We start from the raw sequence: 16,739 nt of genomic DNA on the forward strand, positions 1-16,739 counted from the left end.
CCCGCCGGACTGACACGTGTGAGGAGGTGTCAGCCGCGGGGGTTGATACGACGCGGTGTCAGATCGTTGTCACTCGCGACGCTGGATCGGGAACAGGATCGCCTCGCGGATCCCGATCCCCTGCAGCAGCATGACGAGCCGGTCGACACCGAGACCGATCCCGCCCGCGGGCGGCATGCCGAACTCGAGGGCACGCAGGAAGTCCTCGTCGACGTCCATCGCCTCGGGGTCGCCCGCGGCCGCCAGCCTGGCCTGCTCCTCGAGGCGCTCCCGCTGGATCACGGGGTCGTTCAGCTCGGAGTAGGCCGGCGCCAGCTCGACGCCGTTGATGATGAGGTCCCACGCCTCGACGAGGCCGGGCGTCGAGCGGTGCTTCTTGGCCAGCGGCCGCACCGACTCGGGGTAGTCGCACACGAACGTGGGCTGGATGAGCGCGTGCTCGACGAGCTTCTCGTAGAGCTCGAGCACGATCTGACCGGCGTCCCAGCCGTCCTGCAGGGCCACGGAGTGGTCGCGGGCGACCTCGCGCAGCTGCTCGGCGGGGGTGTCGACGTCGATCGCGACGCCCGTCGCCTCGCGGACGAGCTCGTGAACGGTGGCCCGACGCCACGGCGCCTCGAGGTCGATCGTGGAGCCGTCGCGGCCGGGCACCTGCGTGTGGCCGACCGCCCGGGCGGCGTCGACGACGAGGTCGCGGACGAGGTTGGCCATCGTGTCGTACGAGCCGTAGGCCTCGTACGCCTCGAGCATCATGAACTCGGGGTTGTGCGTGTTGTCGACGCCCTCGTTGCGGAACGTCTTGCCGATCTCGAAGACCCTGTCGATGCCGCCGACGAGGGCGCGCTTGAGGTGCAGCTCGAGCGCGATGCGCAGCAGCTCGGGCTCGTCGAACGCGTTGAGGTGGGTGTGGAACGGCCGCGCCGCGGCGCCACCGTTGGTGTGCTGCAGGACCGGCGTCTCGACCTCGATGTAGCCGTGCCGGTCGAGCGTGGCGCGCAGCGACTTGAGGACGGTGGCCTTGGCGCGGACGTTGTCGCGGGCCTGCGCCCGGACGATGAGGTCGAGGTAGCGCATGCGCGTCCGGGCCTCGTCCGAGAGCGGCTTGTGCTCGACGGGCAGCGGGCGCAGGGTCTTGGCGGCGATCGACCAGCCGGTGGCCATGACGGAGAGCTCGCCACGACGGCTCGTGATGACCTCGCCGGTCACCGCGAGGTGGTCACCCAGGTCGACGAGGGCCTTGAAGTCGGCGAGCGACTCCTCGCCCACCTCGGCCAGCGACAGCATCGCCTGGATCTCGGTGCCGTCGCCCTCGCGCAGCCGGACGAAGCACAGCTTGCCGGTGTTGCGCAGGAAGATGATGCGCCCCGCGATCGACACGACCTGGCCGGTGTGGGCGTCGGGACCGAGCTGCTCGGGGTCGTTCGCCGCGACGACCTCGGCGATCGTGTGCGTGCGCGCGACGAGCAGCGGGTAGGGATCGACGCCGGCGTCGAGCATCCGCTGGCGCTTCTCCCGACGGATCCGCAGCTGCTCGGGCAGGTCGTCGTCGAAGGAGTCAGTCGTCTCGGTCACGAGGGACCACGATACCGGGCGCGCCGACGGGACCCGGGCCCCGGCGAGGAGGATCAGCCCTCCTCGGCGAGCCTCGGCTCGACGCGCCGCTCGGGGCGGACGCCGGACTTGTCGGCGAAGAAGGCCCGGATGACGTCCATGTCGGCCGAGACGTCGCCGGAGAGGGCGATCGTCGGGCCGATTCCCGTCGTCATCGTCGTGCGGTCGCAGTACGCCAGGGTCACCGGCAGGTCGGCCTCGCGGGCGAGCCGGTAGAAGCCCGACTTCCAGCGCTCGACGTTGCCGCGCGTGCCCTCGGGCGTGATGACGACCTGGAACACCTCACCCGAACGAGCCCGGGACACGAGGTCCTCGACGAGGCCGGCGGGGTTCTTGCGATCGACCGAGATCCCGCCCAGGGCCCGCATGAACGGACCGGCCGGGCCGCGGAACAGCTCCTTCTTGCCGAGGAACTTCGGCCGGAAGCCCGACTTCCAGGCCACCGCGAGCATCAGCACGAAGTCCCAGTTCGAGGTGTGCGGCGCCGACAGCAGGATGCTCGACCCGCTCGGGGCCGGCTCCGACTTGTAGGTCCACCGGCTGAAGAACCAGTAGACGTCGGCGATGGCACGCAGGATCCTCACCTTGGGAGGCTAGCGTGCCGCCGTTGTTCGGCACACACACAGGCTGCGTTCACCTTGCGGTCAGGTTCACGGGCGATCGTGGGGGCATGTCCGAGCACCTGCGCCTCAACGCCCACCGCGGCCAGAGCGTCACGCACCCGGAGAACACCCTGCCCGCCCTGCGTGAGGCCGTCCGGCTCGGCGCGGACGGTGTCGAGTTCGACGTCCAGCCCAGCGCCGACGGCTCCATCGTGCTGATGCACGACCGCTCGCCGCTGCGCACGACGAACCTGCGTCACGTGGCGCCCTCGAAGGTGGGCCTGTCGGTCCAGCGGTTCACCCTCGCCGAGTTGGCCGTCCTCGACGCCGGCGGCTGGAAGTCCCCCGCGTTCCTCGGCACCCCCGTGCCCACGCTGCGCGACGTCGTGCACGCCCTCGGCGACAGCGCCGTGCGGCTCACGGTCGAGCTCAAGGCCGCCCCGGTCGATCCGCGGTCCTACGTGCGGACTGTCCTGGACGACCTCGGCGGCCGCGGCGGTGTGACCGTCATGAGCTTCGACCGGGCGCTCGCCGAGGCTGCCCTGCCGCTGCACCACGCGGTCGGACTGGTCTCGAACCGCAGGCCCACCGAGGACGACCTGCGTCGCTTCGACGAGTTCCACGTCAACGCGCGACGGATCGACCGGCGCCTCGTCGACGACGTCCACGAGGCCGGCGGCACGATCACGGCGTGGACCGTCGACGACCCGGCCACGATGGACCGCCTGCGCAGCCTCGGCGTCGACGCGATCACGACGAACGACGTCTCGGTCGCCCGGCACGCCCTGGTCTGACCGCGCGCCCCCGACGAGATTTGCTCCATTTCTTGCCTCCCGACCGGCTACCAAGGTGAGAAATGGAGCAAATCTCGCCCGGGGCGGGCCGTCAGTTCAGCGGTTCTTCGCGGCGACGAGGCGCAGGCCCTCGAGCGTGAGCTTCGGGTTGCGCGCCGTGATGGTCTCGCACTCGGACAGCACGACCTCGGCGTGGCTTCCGGTGGCGATGACCGTGACGTCCTCGGGGTCCTCGTCGAGCGAGTCGATCATCCGCTCGACGATCGCGTCGATGAGCCCGGCGAAGCCGAAGACCGTGCCCGACTGGACCGCCTCGACCGTGTTCTTGCCGATGACGTCACGCGGGACGGTCATCTCGACTGCGCGCAGCTGGGCGCTGTGCCGGGCCAGCGCGGCGAGCGACACCTCCACCCCGGGCGCGATCGCACCGCCGAGGTAGCGGCCCTCGGCGTCGATCGCGTCGAAGACCGTGGCCGTGCCCGTGAGGTCGACGACGATCGCCGGTCCGCCGTGGAGCGTCTTCGCCGCGAGGGCGTTCACGACGCGATCGGTGCCGACCTCCTTCGGGTTGTCGGTGTGGATCGGCACGCCGGTCTTGACGCCGGGCCCCACGATCCACGTCGGCACGTCGCGGAAGTAGCGGTCGAACGCCTGGCGCAGGGCGACCAGCAGCGCCGGCACGGTGCAGCACATCGCGATCTCGTCGATCTGCGGCAGACCGGTGCGGCGCAGGAAGCCGTCGATCAGCAGGAACCACTCGTCGGACGTCCGGCGCTCGGAGGACGCGACGACGAAGTCCGCGGCCAGTTCGTCGCCGTCGAACAGCCCAATCGTGGTGTCGGCGTTCCCGGCGTCGACGGCGAGCAGCGTCATCCGGCGTGCACCAGGTCGCCGCGCACGAGGTCGGCACTCGGCGCGGACGCCGGATCGTCGGACAGGTCGACGGCGCGGTTGTCGGCATCGACGAAGACGACCCTCGGCACGAGGGAGCGGGCCTCGGCATCGTCGACCTGGGCGTAGGCGATCAGGATGACGATGTCGCCCGGATTGACGAGGTGGGCGGCCGCGCCGTTGATGCCCAGCACGCCCGATCCCCGCTCGCCGGCGATCGTGTAGGTCTCCAGTCGCGCGCCGTTCGTGACGTCGACGATGTGGACGAGCTCGCCGGGCAGGATGTCCGAGGCGTCGAGCAGGTCCTCGTCGACGGTGACCGAGCCGACATAGTGCAGGTCGGCCTGCGTGACGGTCGCGCGATGGATCTTGGACTTCATCATGGTGCGGAACATCGTCACTCCCCCAGGGTCACGGACAGGTTGTCGAGCAGGCGTGGCGGGCCCACGCGGGCGGCCACGAGCATCCGCGCCTCGCCGGCGGCGGGCGCCGGGCCGAGGTCGGGAGCGGTGAGCACGAGGTAGTCGGGGCTGATGCCCGCGTCGGCGAGCACCTTCTCGGCGGCCTCGACCGCGGCGGCGGCCCCGGCGTGGCCCGCCGCGGCACCGGCGCGCAGGGCGGCCGAGAGCGCCGCGGCGCGTTCGCGCTCGGACGGCGCCAGGTACCGGTTGCGCGAGCTCATCGCGAGGCCGTCGTTCTCACGGACCGTGGGACAGCCGACGACCTCGACGCCCAGGCACAGCTCGCGCGACATCAGCCGGATCAGGGTGAGCTGCTGGTAGTCCTTCTCGCCGAACACCGCGACGTCGGGCCGGACGAGCCCGAACAACTTCGCCACGACCGTGAGCACGCCACGGAAGTGGGTCGGCCGCTCGGCGCCCTCGAGGATCGTCGCGAGTGGTCCGGGGTCGATCGCGACCGTGCCCTCGAGCCCGGCCGGGTACATCTCGCCGACCGTCGGCGCGAACACGACGTCGACGCCGGCGGCGGCACAGCGCTCGAGGTCCTCCTCGAACGTGCGCGGGTAGGAGTCGAGGTCCTCGCCCGCCGCGAACTGCGTGGGGTTGACGAAGATCGAGACGACGAGGGTCTGCGCGAGCGGTCGCGCGTACTTCATGAGGCTGACGTGACCGTCGTGCAGCGCGCCCATCGTGGGCACGAGCGCGACCGTCCCGCTGATCGCCTCACGCAGCTCCGCGGCAGTCCGGGCGATGCGCGGACCAGTCATCGGACCTTCTCGCGGATGACGGCCGTGCGGACGGCGTCGGCGGTGTCGGTGTCGATGCGGCCCGTCGTCTCGGCGCGATCGGCCGTGGCCGAGGCGAGCGCCGCGTACGTGCGCCGGATCGCCGGGTCGTCGATGTGCTCGACGTGCGCGCGGACGGTGTCGACGTCACCGCGCGCGACCGGTCCGGTGAGTGCGGCGTCGCCGTAGGCGAGCGTGTTGTCGAGCGCGGCGGTGAGCAGCGGACGCAGTACGGCGGCCGGGTCCTCGGCGCCGATCTCGCGCAGCAGGTCCATCGCCTGCGTCACGATCGTCGACAGGTGGTTCGCGCCATGGGCGAGGGACGCGTGGTACGTCGCGCGGTCGGCCTCGTCGACCCACATGACCGAGCCGCGGAGCTCGGCGACGAGGGTCTCGGCGACGTCGCGGTCACCCAGACCGGCCGTGACGCCGAAGACGCAGTCACGATCGAGGTCGACCTCGGTGCCGGTGAACGTCATGGCCGGATGCAGCGCCATCGTGCGGGCGCCGGCCGCGGCGAGCGGGGCCAGCACGGCGAGACCGTGACGGCCGCTCGTGTGGGCGACGACCTGGCCGCGGCGCACGTGTGCCGCGAGGTCCAGCGCGACGTCGGCGAGCGCGTCGTCGGGAACCGCGAGCAGCACGACCTCGGCACGACGGACGACGTCGGCGGGCTCGAGGATCGGCGTGCCGGGCAGCAGGGTCTGCACGCGCAGCTGCGAGGCCGCGGAACGACCGCTGACGCCGACGATCCGGTGGCCGGCTCGCTGGAGCCGGGCGGCGAGGACAGCACCGACACGGCCGGCGCCGACCACACCCACGCGAGGGTGAGACATGTGTGTTGCCTTTCGTTCCAGTCCCGTGCGGGTACCAGACAAAGTGACGCAGCCAGCATACCGCGCCACGGCGGCTCTGACACACTGGCGCCATGGCACGGCTCCTCATCCGCGCAGGCAAGGACCCGTTCACCGCGGTCGCGCCCGAGACGACCCTGACGCAGGACGTCTTCAACTCCAACAGCGGGAACTACCTGTTCCAGCACTCGGTGTGGCGGGCCCTCGACGTCGCCGGGAGCGAGCTCGTCGCGAACTCCACCCTGAGCGAGCGCCGCGAGGCGACCTCGCGTGACGCCGCCCGGATCAGCGAGGAGTTCGACCACTTCGTGATCCCCATGGCGAACTCGTTCCGCGCCGACTTCGCCGACAAGCTCGACCACCTCGCCGCGCTGATCGAGCGGCTCACGATCCCCGCGACCGTCGTCGGCATCGGCGCGCAGGCACCCGCCGACCGCTCGTTCGCGGCGATGGCGGACGTGCGCGACGTGACGAAGCGGTTCGTGGCCGCCGTCCTCGACCGTTCCGCCTCGATCGGCGTGCGCGGCGAGTTCACGCGCGACTTCCTCGTCGACCTCGGCTTCCCGGCGGACTCGATCGACGTCATCGGATGCCCGTCGCTGTTCCTGCACGGTCCCGACCTGCAGGTGCACAAGAAGCTCGACGCGTTGGGCCCCGACGCCGCGCTCGCGCTGAACCTCACTCCCGAGGTCCCCGGGATCGGCGCGTTCGCCACGGACCAGGCCGAGCGCCACCCCGAGCTCGTGTACGTCGGCCAGGACGCCCACGACCTGCGGCTGCTGCTGTGGGGCGCCCCGCACCCGCACGTCTCCGACCCGCTCGTCCCCGGGCACCTGCACCACCGGCTCTACCAGTCCGACCGGATGCGACTGTTCGTCGACACGTGGACCTGGTACGACTTCCTCGCCCAGCAGGACTTCGTCTACGGCACGCGGTTCCACGGCAACGTGGCCGCGCTGCTCGCGGGCACGCCGGCGCTCATGCTCGCGCACGACTCGCGCACGCTCGAGCTGGCCGAGTACCACCGGATGCCGCACCGCGTGCAGCCCTCGTTCGACGAGCCCGTGCGGGTCGAGGAGCTGTACGAGGCCACCGACCTGACGCCGTTCAACGAGGCGATGCCCGAGCGGTTCGGCCGGTACGCCGACTTCCTGGAGCGCAACGGGCTGGAGCACCGCTGGCAGCCGGGCCGCGACGGCTCGGGCTTCGACGCGGCGCTGGCCGAGGCGCAGTTCCCGCCCGGCGTGCACACCCTCGCCGCTCCCGACCTGTCCGAGGTGGCGTCGCGGCTGGACTGGCTGCGCCACGCGATGGTGATCGACCTGACCCGGTCGCCGCGGCGCTACGACTACCCGTTCAACGTTCCGACCTACCAGGGCGCCGGTTCGCGCCACGCGCGACTGTCCGACCAGCGCGACGAGAAGCTCCAGACCCAGCAGCGCCGCATCGACGAGCTGTCCGCCCGGCTGGAGCGCTTCGAGCGCACGACGGTGCGCGGATTCCTGAGCCGCGTCCTGCGCCGTCTGCGCCGCTCCCGGGGCTGACTCGGCCGCCGAACCCGACTGGCACACTGGTGCCCGCGGGGCCTCTAGCTCAATTGGCAGAGCAGCGGACTTTTAATCCGCGGGTTGTGGGTTCGAGTCCCACGGGGCCCACTCGTCCGACCTCCGACGTACCGACTCTCGTCCGGCGCCAAGCGGCGGAGTTCTGGCCGCCCTGTGAGTCACCTGTGGCGGCGGTTACCCGTCGGTTGTGATGCGTGTCACAACCACGTAAATTCCTTGGAACGCCCATCGCCGGGGCCTTGGTTCGTCTGGAAGACTGGAGCCACCATGACGATCGAGCGCCCCACCGAACCGGATCCCCAGACCCACCGGGCGCCCCGCTCGGCTCAGGGCGTCGCCGACCTGCTGCGACAGGCTCAACAGGTCGCCGACGAGCTCGAGGCCGGAGCCGCCGCGGAGGCGTCCCGACTCACGACGGAGGCCCGCCGGCTCGAGGCCGATGCCCGCCTGCTGTACGACGACGCCCGGCGCGTCCGGCACGAGGCCGACGCCCAGCTGACCTCCGCCACCGAGCAGCTCGACCGCGCCTCGCAGGATGCGCAGGACATCGTCGCGGACGCCGCCGACCAGGCCGCGCTGCTCGTGCGCGACGCCCAGCAGCACCTCGACGCGGTCGAGGCCGACGTCGAGGCCCGCCGCGAGGAGGCCGACCGCCGTGCCGAGGCCGTGCTCTCGGACGCCGGCGCGGAGGCGGCCCGACTGCTCACCGAGGCGCAGGACCGCGCGAGCACCCTCACGTCCGACGCCGCGCGGCACGCCCAGGAGACCATCGCGACGGCCGCCGCCGAGAGCGCGCGACGGACCGCCGAGGCCGAGGACTACGTCGAGCGCATCGTCACCGAGGCGGAGGAGCACACCGCGGGGATCACCCGCGCCGCCACCCTCAACGCCGAGTCCGTGGTCGACACCGCGATCCGCGACGCCGAGCAGCGCCGGGCCTCGTCCCAGCAGGTCCTCGACGAGGCGAGCGCCGCGGCCGCGGCCCTGCTCGACGACGCTCGCGACGAGGCCGACCGGGCCGTCGCCGCCGCTCGCGCCGAGCTCGACGAGGCCCGCGCGACGATCGACCTCGTGCTGGACAACGGCCGACTCGAGGCCGAGCGCCTGCGCCAGCAGGGTCGTCGCGACGCCGCGAGCCACGTGCGCCGGGTCCGAGCGACCACGACGGCCGCGGCTGCCCGCCTGCGGGCCCGCCTCGGCTCCGAGGTCGAGGCGGCCGACGCCGCCGCCGCCGACCTCGCCCGGGCCGGCGACGAGGTGCTGTCCGACGCCCAGGCCCGCGCCGAGCGCATCCTCACCGAGGCGAAGGCCGCTGCCGCCACCGTGCGCGACACGGCCGAGGCGAAGGCCCGGGCCGCCGACGAGCGCGCCTCCCGCCGGCTCGCGGAGGCCGAGTCGGGCGCGCGCATCCTGCGCACCCGCGTCAGCCAGGAAGTGCTCACGACCCAGCGCGAGGCGCTCACCGAGAGCCGGGCTCGCCGCGACGAGGCCGATCGCCTGCTCGCCGAGGCCCGGACCCGCGCCCAGGAACTGCAGGACCGGGCCGCGCAACTGCTCGCCGACGCCGAGCGCGAGTCCGGCGACCTGCTGGCGGCCCGGGCGCGCGCCGCCGACGAGCTGACCCAGCTGTCCGGAGTCATCCGGGCGCTCTCGACCCCCGACCACCACGCCGACACCCCGTCAGACCCGTCCGAGGAGAACCCACCCGCATGAGCGACAGCACCACGACCGCCGACTTCCGCATCGTCCTGCGCGGGTTCGACCCGGGCCAGGTCCAGGCCCGGCTGGCCGAGCTGGAGGCCGACCTGGCCGGCCTGCGCGCCGCGGCGGACGCGCCGGCCACCGAGCCGTCGTCCGAGCCGGCGACCTACGAGCACCTCGGCCAGCGGATGATCCGCATCCTCGCCCTCGCCGAGGAGGAGGCCGCCGCACTGCGCGCCGAGGTCGCCACCGAGGTCGAGGCCTCCCGCGCCGAGACGCACGAGGCGACCCGCCTGCTGCGCGAGCAGGCCGACGTCTACGCGCAGACCCAGCGCGCCGATGCCGACGGTGCGGCCACCCAGCTGGTCGAGGACGCGCGGGCCACCGCCGCCGACCTGCTCGACGCCGCCGAGCGCGAGGCCGGCATCCGCCGCCAGGAGGCCGAGGTGCTCGTGGAGGAGCAGCGCGCGCTCGCCTCCGCCGCCACCGCCGAGTTCGAGGTCGCCCTCGCGGCCCGACGCGAGGCCGCCGAGCAGGGCTTCCGCGAGGCCGCCGCCGAGCACGAGTCCCGGCTCGCGGAGTTCGAGCGCCAGCTCGCGACGCGTCGCGCCGAGGCCGAGGCCGAGGCCGCGGATGCCCGCCGCGAGGTCAGCCGACTCGTCGAAGAGGCGCAGATCCGGGCCGACGCCCTGGTCAGCGAGGCCAAGGCCACCGCCGACCGGGTCCGCTCGGAGTCCGACCGCGAGCTCGCCGCGGCGGCCCAGCGCCGCGACAGCATCAACGAGCAGCTGTCGAACCTGCGCACGATGCTGTCCACGCTGACCGGCACGTCCGAAGTCACACCGACGGCGTGAGGCGGGGCCTCGCCTCCGCACACCCCGTCTGAAACAATGGTCACATCATGAGCTCCCCCACTTCGCCCTTCCGCACCGTCATGCGTGGATACGACCCCGCCCAGGTCGACGCGCACATCAAGACCCTCAAGGATCACGCGCGCACCTTGCGCCAGACGATCGACGAGACCGAGGAGCGGCTGGCAGCGGTCACGGAGCCCAACTTCTCGCACCTGGGCGACCGCGTCGGGCAGATCCTGAGCCTCGCCGACGAGGAGGCCAAGACGCTGCGCAAGACCACCGCGAAGGAGGTCGAGACCCAGCGCACCGATGCCGCCGACGCCGTGCGCAAGCTCCGCAAGGAGGCCGACGCCTACGACGTCGCCACCCGCAAGGAGGCCGACGCGTACGCGGAGTCGACCCGCGTCGAGGCCGACGCCTACGCGGACTCGACGCGCCAGAAGGCCGACGCGGAGGGGACCGCGCTGCTGCAGAAGGCCCGCGAGGCCGCCGCCGCGACGGCCGCCGAGGCCGCCCAGGAGCTCGCCGCGCTCAAGGCCGAGCACGAGAAGACGGCCGCGGAGCTCGACCAGGCCACCGCGAAGCGTCGTGCCGAGGCCGACGCCGAGTACGCCGAGTCCGAGCGCCAGAACCGCCAGGTCGTCGAGGAGGCGCACGCCCGCGCGAAGCAGATCGTGGCCGACGCCGAGCAGGCCGCCGTCCGCATCCGGACCGAGTCGGAGAAGGAGATCGCCGAGCTGAGCACCCGGCGCGACAGCATCAACTCCCAGCTGTCGAACGTCCGCCAGATGCTCGCGTCGCTGACCGGCGAGACCGCCGAACCCGCGCAGGGCGAGCTGTTCGACCCGAAGAACGAGCGCCGCTGACGAAATTCTTGCCCGGCGCACTGTTGCTGGGCAGGCGACGTGCGTCATCATCGACGCATGCGTCACGTGCGTCACTTCAGCCACACCCTGCTGGTGGGGCTCGTGGTGGCGTGCCTGTTCGGCGCGGCTGCCGCCGTGGTGGGCCACCGCCAGCCCGGGGCCGATCCTGAGCCGAGCGCGCTCGTCGCGGCGAAGGCCGCTCCGGCGGTCCGGTTCGCCGCGTCGCCTCGGTCGCTGACCGTCGGGGGCGCCGTCACCTTCACGATCAGGACCTCGACGACGCACAGCCGGCTGGTGCGGCTGCAACGCTGGAACGCCACGAAGCGGACGTGGACCACGATCGCCACGCGCACCGTGAAGCGATCGGCGGTCGTCAAGCTCCGGCCGGGCACCGGCACGCAGACGTACCGCGCCCAGGCCCCCAAGGTCACCCACCGCCAGGGCGGCACGAAGCACCGCCACGCCGCCGCCGTCTCGACCAAGGTCGCGGTCACGGTGAAGCCCGCCGTACTGGCGTCCAGGCCCGTCACCCTGTCGGCCGACGAGGCGACGCTGTACGACGCGGTCCACGAGGCGCGCCTGCAGTTCGCGCGCACGGCGGTCAACGCCGCGGACGGCAAGCCCGAGCTGTGCCTGACGACGTACGCCCGCAACCACTCGACCTGGATGGCGGCGCAGGGCAAGGCGGTCGAGCCGTCGGCCTCCGGTCGCGCCCAGCCCGGCACCGCGTGTCCCGGCCGCACGGTGCGCGCCGTGACCCGGGCGATCGGCTCGGCCGACTCGACCTCCGGTGCCGTCACGACCGCGGTCACGTCACTGCTCCGGTCCCCCTACGGCGAGACCGAGCGGCTGCTGTCCGCGTGCGACGAGGCACCGGACTACGAGTTCGGAGTCGGCATCACGAACTCCGGCGGCGTCCGCTGGATCACAGTCCTCGTCTCGTCACTGACGAGCGCGACGAGTGCATCGGGGGCGTGCTGATGGGCGACTTCCCGTGGAACCGGCCGCTGCTGTCGGAGGCGGCGCTGCACGTCGTGCGGCGCTTCACGTACGGCTTCAACTCCCGGCTCGAGACCGACGTCATCGGCCACCGCAGCATCGACGACTGGTTCGAGGGCCAGCTGGCACCGTCGACCGACACCGCCGCCGACGCGGCGCTGGCGTGGTACCCGCACCTGTCGGACTCGCCCGCGACGGCCTGGGCCAACACGAAGGCCGGGACGTACTACGGCTACCAGTACGGCAACGACCTCGCCGGGTACACGCTCGCGCGCCGGATCCTGGCGACGAACCAGGTCCACGAGATGATGGTCGACTTCTGGTCGAACCTCCTGCACGTCCCGGTCGGCGAGGACTCCAGCTTCCCGTGGCGCATGGACTACGACCGCGTCATCCGCGCCAACGCCCTCACGAGCTTCTCGAAACTGCTCAACGCCGCGATCGTCCACCCGGCCATGTCGGGCTTCCTGTCGAACCACCGCAACACCAAGACGCAGATCAACGAGAACCTCGGCCGAGAGCTGCTGGAGCTGCACACGGTCGGCCGCACCGCGGGCTACACGGAGGACGACGTCAAGGCGTCGGCGCAGCTGCTCACGGGGTTCACGGTCGCCGTCGGCAACGGGTACGACGCCGCCTACGACTCGACCCGGCACCACGTCGGCCCCGTGACGGTCATGGGCAGGACGTTCCCGAACGCCTCTGGCGACGGGCGGGCCGAGCTGAGGAACTACCTCGACTGGCTCGCGACGCGCGACGCCACCGCGACCCGCATCGCGCGCAGGCTGTGCACGCGGTTCGTCTCCGACGATCCCCCGCAGAGCATCGTCGACGCGGTCAAGGCGACGTACCTGAGCTCGGGCACCGACGTGAAGGCGTGCCTGCGCACCCTCGTCGCGCACGACGCCTTCAAGGCCGCCGTCCTGCAGAAGGCGCGGACCCCGATCGAGGACGTCATCGCCGTCGAGCGGGCGTGCGACATCGTCCCGACGGGCGCCGGCAAGGACACCCGGATGTCCGCGGTGTCCTGGTACTGCTCATGGACCGGGCAGTCGCCCTACGCGTGGCCGCGCCCCGACGGCTTCCCGGAGCGGTCCGACACGTACCTCTCGCCGGCACGGCTGCTGCGCACCTGGACCACCCACACGTGGACGGCCAACGTGGGCGGCGCCGTCACGGCCGCGACCCGGCCCGCGATCCACAGCCTCATCCCCCCGGTGTGGCCGCTCGCGCTGAGCGACCTCGTGCACCAGCAGTCGGTCATGCTGACGGGTCGCCGCGCCAGCGACGGGACGGTCGCCGCGGCGGCGACGCTCCTGGGCCGGTCGCCGAGCTACATCCTCGACGACTGGTACCGCGGACGGACCAAGGACATCGGATGGCTCATCACGCTCGTGCGATCGGCGATCCTCAACGCCCCGGAGGCGATGCTGCGATGACCGATCCCCTGGGCCCCGACCGGCACGACGCCTCCTGCGCCGAGTACGGCGTGACGCGGCGCAACCTGCTTCGCTCCGCCGGACTGATCGGCATGGCGGGCGTGGCCACGTCCATGTTCGGTGACGTGCTCACCTCGACCGCCTACGGCGCGACGAACGGCAACGTCCTGGTCGTGCTGTCCCTGCGCGGCGGCGCCGACGGCATGTCGATGATGGTGCCGCACGCCGAGTCCGCGTTCTACGCCGCGCGCCCCAACATCGCCGACAACCTCAAGGCGCCCTCGCTGCTGTTCGCCGACGACCAGTTCGGGCTGCACCCGTCGTTCGAGCCGCTGACCTCCCTGTGGAACGCGGGCCAGCTGGCCGCGATCCACGCCGTCGGCCTGCCGACCCCGAACCGCTCCCACTTCGAGGCGATGGAGCTCGTCGAGGACGCCGACCCGGGCTCGTCGGAGCGGATCGGCTGGCTCAACCGGATGATCGGGGGCTTCGCCGGGAACGACCTGTTCGACGGCGTCCAGGTGGGCACGTCGATCATGCCGACGTCGCTCATCGGCCCCGAGGCGTCGTTCGCGACGAACGACTTCACGTCGCTGACGGTGCCGTGGGGCACGGACACGACCCTCGGCCCGCGCAGCCGGACCGCGCTGGCCGCCCTCTACGCCGACGCCGGCACCGTCATCGGCTCGGCCGGCCGGGAGGCGCTCGCCCTGGACGAGCGCGCCGGGGTCGTCGCGGCGCAGGAGAAGGCCGGCGCCCAGAACGACGCGAAGTACCCCGGCGGCGACCTGTCCAACGCCCTCAAGAGCTCCGCCGCGCTGATCCGCTCGGGCGTCGGCGCGCGGGCCATCGCCGTCGACTTCGGCGGCTGGGACCACCACGTCGACATCAAGGGCCGGATCAGCAACCAGATCAGCACGATGGCCCGGAACATCGCCGCGTTCCTCACCGACCTGGGTCCCGACCGCTCCCGCGTGACGATCGTGACGCTGAGCGAGTTCGGCCGGCGGCTCGCCCAGAACGGCGCCGCCGGGCTCGACCACGGCTACGGCAATGCCGTGTTCGTCCTCGGCGCCGGCGTCAAGGGCGGCTACTACGCGAACTGGCCGACCCTGGGCTCGGGAGCGACGGTCGACGGGGACCTGAAGGTCACGACCGACTACCGCAGCGTGCTGTCGGAGATCCTCGCGGCGCGGTTCCCGGAGGTGGGCATCGGCACGGTCTTCCCGGGCCTCACGCGCACGTCACTGGGCTTCATGGCCTGAGTCGGCATCGGCGGGCCCGCCGGGCGGCGTGCTCAGGTCGGGAACGCACGGACGCGGCGACCGCTCACCTCGTCGGCCGAGATCGCGATGTGCACGCCGTTCCCACCGCCGGCCCACGAGTTCGGCAACCGCCCGGAGAACTCCGCGAGCTGCGCCTCGTCGGCGATCGTCGCCGTGCCGCGGACCGTGACGCTCCAGCCGGTCTGGTACATGTCGTCGTGGTGGTCGGCCTCGAAGATGAAGGGGCCGTCGATGATCGTCGAGAGGCCCGATGACGCCGTCGTCCGGATCAGCACGATCCCGTCGGCGTACGCGTAGTTGACCGGGAGGAGCTCCAGCCGGCCGTCCCCCTGGAACGCGATGCGTCCGAAGCGACCCACCGACAGCAGCTCGCGGCACTCGTCGTCGTCCAGCTCCTGGATGGTTCCGGTGCTCATGCCTCCATTGTGCACGGCGCGGCGGCGATACGGTGAGCCCATGGAGCCCGTGACACCCCCGCCCACGAACCCGCTGCGCAGTCCGTGGCTGATCGCCTTCGGCGTGGTCGTCGTCGCCCACCTGGCCGTGCTGCTCGCCGACCCGGCCGAGAGCTCCGCGGGCTGGTGGCTCGCGCTCGTGACGAAGTGCCTCATCGCGCCGCTGCTGACGGTGTGGGTGTACGAGCAGCACGGACCTCCCGCGCTCGTGCTCGCGCTCGTCTTCTGCTTCTTCGGCGACCTGTTCCTGGAGTTCGACGCGACCTTCCTGCCCGGCATGGCGGCGTTCGCCGCCGCGCACGTGTGCTTCGTGACGTTCTTCGTCCGGCGTGGGGCTTTGGACGCGCTGCGACGCCGGCCGTGGATCCCCGCGGTGCTGCTGCTCGCGGCCGTCGGTCTGCTCGTGTGGGTGTGGGGCGGCCTGGACGCCGGCCTGCGCGGCCCGGTCGTCGTCTACGCCCTGCTGCTGTCGGCGACCGCCGCCACCGCCCTCGCGGTCGACGCCCGCGCCGGTGTCGGCGGGCTGCTGTTCCTCTTCAGCGACGCGCTGATCGCGCTCGGCATCGCCGACCGGCTGCCGGAGGACTCGGTCGTCCGCAACCTCGCCGTGATGCTCACCTACAGCCTCGCGCTGTTCTTCCTGGCCACCGCGATCGTGCAGAAGGAGGCCCGCACGAAGGAGGTCGGCTGGGACCCGACGCGACCCACCGACTGCTGGCCGACCCTCCCCCGGAAGGCCTCGGCATGAGCACGCGAGTGACGGTCGCGGACCTGACCTTCGACGTCGCGGTCTCGGGGCCCGAGGACGGCGAGCCGGTCGTCCTGCTGCACGGCTGGCCGCAGGACGGTCGCTCGTGGACGGCGGTCGCCGAGCAGCTCGCCGCCGCCGGCCTGCGGACGATCGTGCCCGACCAGCGCGGCTACAGCCCCGGCGCGAGCCCCGACGGCGTCGAGAACTACGGCACGGGCACCCTCGCCGAGGACGTCGTCGCGATCGCGGCGGCGCTCGGACACGAGACGTTCCACCTCGTGGGCCACGACTGGGGCGCGGCGGTCGCGTGGGTCGTCGCCGCCCGTCACGGCGAGCGCCTGCGCTCCCTGACGGCGGTGTCGGTGCCCCACCTGGCCGCCTACGGCGAGGCGCTCGCGGTCGACGAGGACGCCCAGCGCCGGGCCACCTACATCGGCCTGCTGCGCCAGCCGGGCAAGGCCGAGGAGGTGCTGCTCGAGAACGACGGCGCACGGCTCCGCGCGATGTACGGCGGCAGCGTGCCGGCCGCCGAGGAGGACGCGTACGTCGATCGCTTCAGCCGTCCGGGCGCGCTGACCACGACGCTGAACTGGTACCGGGCGATGGGTGCCGACCTCGCGTCCACCCCGCCCGTGGCGGTGCCGACGACGTTCGTGTGGGGCAACGACGACCTCGCGATCGCCCGCTACGGGGCCGAGCGCTGCGCCGACCACGTCACGGGCGACTACCGGTTCGTCGAGGTGGAGGACGGCCACTGGCTCCCGGACACCCAGCCGGACCTGCTGGTCCGCGAGATCCTGGCGCGGGTGCGCGGCTGACGGAGTC

17 protein-coding genes and 1 tRNA gene are annotated in these 16,739 nt (G+C 72.4%); 11 read left to right on the forward strand and 7 right to left on the reverse strand.

The genetic code is table 11. From position 1 onward, the window contains the following. Positions 1-69: 69 nt before the first annotated feature. Positions 70-1,572: a lysine--tRNA ligase gene (gene lysS, locus ACT26F_RS11535; RefSeq protein ID WP_471670679.1), complete on the reverse strand. Its 1,503-nt coding sequence runs from the start codon at positions 1,570-1,572 to the stop codon at positions 70-72. Positions 1,573-1,625: 53 nt separating this feature from the next. Next, a complete protein-coding gene (locus ACT26F_RS11540; RefSeq protein ID WP_471670680.1) occupies positions 1,626-2,195 on the reverse strand; it encodes a 1-acyl-sn-glycerol-3-phosphate acyltransferase in 570 nt (189 codons plus the stop codon). Positions 2,196-2,281: 86 nt separating this feature from the next. On the opposite strand from ACT26F_RS11540, the gene ACT26F_RS11545 reads away from it, so the two are divergent. After that, on the forward strand, positions 2,282-3,007 hold the full coding sequence (locus ACT26F_RS11545) for a glycerophosphodiester phosphodiesterase (protein WP_471670681.1): 726 nt from the start codon (positions 2,282-2,284) through the stop codon (positions 3,005-3,007). A 96-nt stretch (positions 3,008-3,103) separates the two neighbouring features. Here ACT26F_RS11545 and ACT26F_RS11550 read toward each other — a convergent pair whose 3' ends face one another. The 4 genes from ACT26F_RS11550 to ACT26F_RS11565 are packed head-to-tail and all read right to left on the reverse strand — an operon-like array spanning position 3,104 to position 5,980. Then, entirely contained in the window at positions 3,104-3,880 is a 777-nt protein-coding gene (locus ACT26F_RS11550; protein ID WP_471670682.1) for a type III pantothenate kinase, read from the reverse strand. Further along, a complete protein-coding gene (panD, locus tag ACT26F_RS11555) occupies positions 3,877-4,293 on the reverse strand; it encodes an aspartate 1-decarboxylase (protein WP_471670683.1) in 417 nt (138 codons plus the stop codon). Before panD ends, ACT26F_RS11550 begins: the two co-directional genes overlap by 4 nt. 2 nt (positions 4,294-4,295) lie before the next feature. Beyond that, positions 4,296-5,126: a pantoate--beta-alanine ligase gene (panC, locus tag ACT26F_RS11560; protein ID WP_471670685.1), complete on the reverse strand. Its 831-nt coding sequence runs from the start codon at positions 5,124-5,126 to the stop codon at positions 4,296-4,298. Next, a complete protein-coding gene (locus tag ACT26F_RS11565) occupies positions 5,123-5,980 on the reverse strand; it encodes a Rossmann-like and DUF2520 domain-containing protein (RefSeq protein WP_471670686.1) in 858 nt (285 codons plus the stop codon). Before ACT26F_RS11565 ends, panC begins: the two co-directional genes overlap by 4 nt. A gap of 92 nt (positions 5,981-6,072) precedes the next feature. Between ACT26F_RS11565 and ACT26F_RS11570 the strand changes: the two genes are divergently transcribed. From ACT26F_RS11570 to ACT26F_RS11605, 8 genes are all read left to right on the forward strand, one after another. Next, positions 6,073-7,542: a polysaccharide pyruvyl transferase family protein gene (locus ACT26F_RS11570; protein ID WP_471670688.1), complete on the forward strand. Its 1,470-nt coding sequence runs from the start codon at positions 6,073-6,075 to the stop codon at positions 7,540-7,542. Positions 7,543-7,580: 38 nt separating this feature from the next. After that, positions 7,581-7,653 (forward strand) — tRNA-Lys (locus ACT26F_RS11575). Between the two features lie 177 nt (positions 7,654-7,830). Beyond that, positions 7,831-9,276, forward strand: coding sequence for a coiled-coil domain-containing protein (locus tag ACT26F_RS11580; RefSeq protein ID WP_471670690.1), 1,446 nt, complete (start codon positions 7,831-7,833; stop codon positions 9,274-9,276). Beyond that, a complete protein-coding gene (locus ACT26F_RS11585; protein ID WP_471670691.1) occupies positions 9,273-10,118 on the forward strand; it encodes a hypothetical protein in 846 nt (281 codons plus the stop codon). The genes ACT26F_RS11580 and ACT26F_RS11585 overlap by 4 nt, the downstream gene beginning before the upstream one ends. 47 nt (positions 10,119-10,165) lie before the next feature. After that, the gene (locus ACT26F_RS11590) at positions 10,166-10,984 is read left to right on the forward strand and encodes a DivIVA domain-containing protein (RefSeq protein WP_471670692.1); all 819 of its coding nucleotides are present in this window, start codon (positions 10,166-10,168) and stop codon (positions 10,982-10,984) included. 57 nt (positions 10,985-11,041) lie between these two features. Beyond that, a complete protein-coding gene (locus ACT26F_RS11595) occupies positions 11,042-11,965 on the forward strand; it encodes a spore germination YkwD domain-containing protein (protein WP_471670693.1) in 924 nt (307 codons plus the stop codon). Beyond that, positions 11,965-13,422: a DUF1800 domain-containing protein gene (locus tag ACT26F_RS11600; RefSeq protein ID WP_471670694.1), complete on the forward strand. Its 1,458-nt coding sequence runs from the start codon at positions 11,965-11,967 to the stop codon at positions 13,420-13,422. Before ACT26F_RS11595 ends, ACT26F_RS11600 begins: the two co-directional genes overlap by 1 nt. Further along, the gene (locus tag ACT26F_RS11605) at positions 13,419-14,687 is read left to right on the forward strand and encodes a DUF1501 domain-containing protein (protein ID WP_471670695.1); all 1,269 of its coding nucleotides are present in this window, start codon (positions 13,419-13,421) and stop codon (positions 14,685-14,687) included. Before ACT26F_RS11600 ends, ACT26F_RS11605 begins: the two co-directional genes overlap by 4 nt. Positions 14,688-14,719: 32 nt before the next feature. Here the strand turns inward: ACT26F_RS11605 and ACT26F_RS11610 are convergent, their stop codons facing one another. After that, entirely contained in the window at positions 14,720-15,124 is a 405-nt protein-coding gene (locus tag ACT26F_RS11610; protein ID WP_471670696.1) for a pyridoxamine 5'-phosphate oxidase family protein, read from the reverse strand. 40 nt (positions 15,125-15,164) lie between these two features. Here ACT26F_RS11610 and ACT26F_RS11615 point away from each other — a divergent pair, with 40 nt between their 5' ends. Next, the gene (locus ACT26F_RS11615; RefSeq protein ID WP_471670697.1) at positions 15,165-15,911 is read left to right on the forward strand and encodes a lysoplasmalogenase family protein; all 747 of its coding nucleotides are present in this window, start codon (positions 15,165-15,167) and stop codon (positions 15,909-15,911) included. Beyond that, the gene (locus ACT26F_RS11620) at positions 15,908-16,732 is read left to right on the forward strand and encodes an alpha/beta fold hydrolase (protein WP_471670698.1); all 825 of its coding nucleotides are present in this window, start codon (positions 15,908-15,910) and stop codon (positions 16,730-16,732) included. Before ACT26F_RS11615 ends, ACT26F_RS11620 begins: the two co-directional genes overlap by 4 nt. Positions 16,733-16,739: the final 7 nt, after the last annotated feature.

It is taken from the genome of Aeromicrobium sp. SP1 (assembly GCF_055663785.1).

Coding starts and splice junctions, on each gene's coding strand:
- ACT26F_RS11590 (WP_471670692.1), top strand. CDS start 10,166: ATGAGCTCCCCCACTTCGCCCTTCCGCACCGTCATGCGTGGATACGAC.
- ACT26F_RS11600 (WP_471670694.1), top strand. CDS start 11,965: ATGGGCGACTTCCCGTGGAACCGGCCGCTGCTGTCGGAGGCGGCGCTG.
- ACT26F_RS11595 (WP_471670693.1), top strand. CDS start 11,042: ATGCGTCACGTGCGTCACTTCAGCCACACCCTGCTGGTGGGGCTCGTG.
- ACT26F_RS11545 (WP_471670681.1), top strand. CDS start 2,282: ATGTCCGAGCACCTGCGCCTCAACGCCCACCGCGGCCAGAGCGTCACG.
- ACT26F_RS11620 (WP_471670698.1), top strand. CDS start 15,908: ATGAGCACGCGAGTGACGGTCGCGGACCTGACCTTCGACGTCGCGGTC.
- ACT26F_RS11615 (WP_471670697.1), top strand. CDS start 15,165: ATGGAGCCCGTGACACCCCCGCCCACGAACCCGCTGCGCAGTCCGTGG.
- ACT26F_RS11585 (WP_471670691.1), top strand. CDS start 9,273: ATGAGCGACAGCACCACGACCGCCGACTTCCGCATCGTCCTGCGCGGG.
- ACT26F_RS11570 (WP_471670688.1), top strand. CDS start 6,073: ATGGCACGGCTCCTCATCCGCGCAGGCAAGGACCCGTTCACCGCGGTC.
- ACT26F_RS11605 (WP_471670695.1), top strand. CDS start 13,419: ATGACCGATCCCCTGGGCCCCGACCGGCACGACGCCTCCTGCGCCGAG.
- ACT26F_RS11610 (WP_471670696.1), bottom strand. CDS start 15,124: ATGAGCACCGGAACCATCCAGGAGCTGGACGACGACGAGTGCCGCGAG.
- panC (WP_471670685.1), bottom strand. CDS start 5,126: ATGACTGGTCCGCGCATCGCCCGGACTGCCGCGGAGCTGCGTGAGGCG.
- ACT26F_RS11580 (WP_471670690.1), top strand. CDS start 7,831: ATGACGATCGAGCGCCCCACCGAACCGGATCCCCAGACCCACCGGGCG.
- panD (WP_471670683.1), bottom strand. CDS start 4,293: ATGTTCCGCACCATGATGAAGTCCAAGATCCATCGCGCGACCGTCACG.
- ACT26F_RS11565 (WP_471670686.1), bottom strand. CDS start 5,980: ATGTCTCACCCTCGCGTGGGTGTGGTCGGCGCCGGCCGTGTCGGTGCT.
- ACT26F_RS11550 (WP_471670682.1), bottom strand. CDS start 3,880: ATGACGCTGCTCGCCGTCGACGCCGGGAACGCCGACACCACGATTGGG.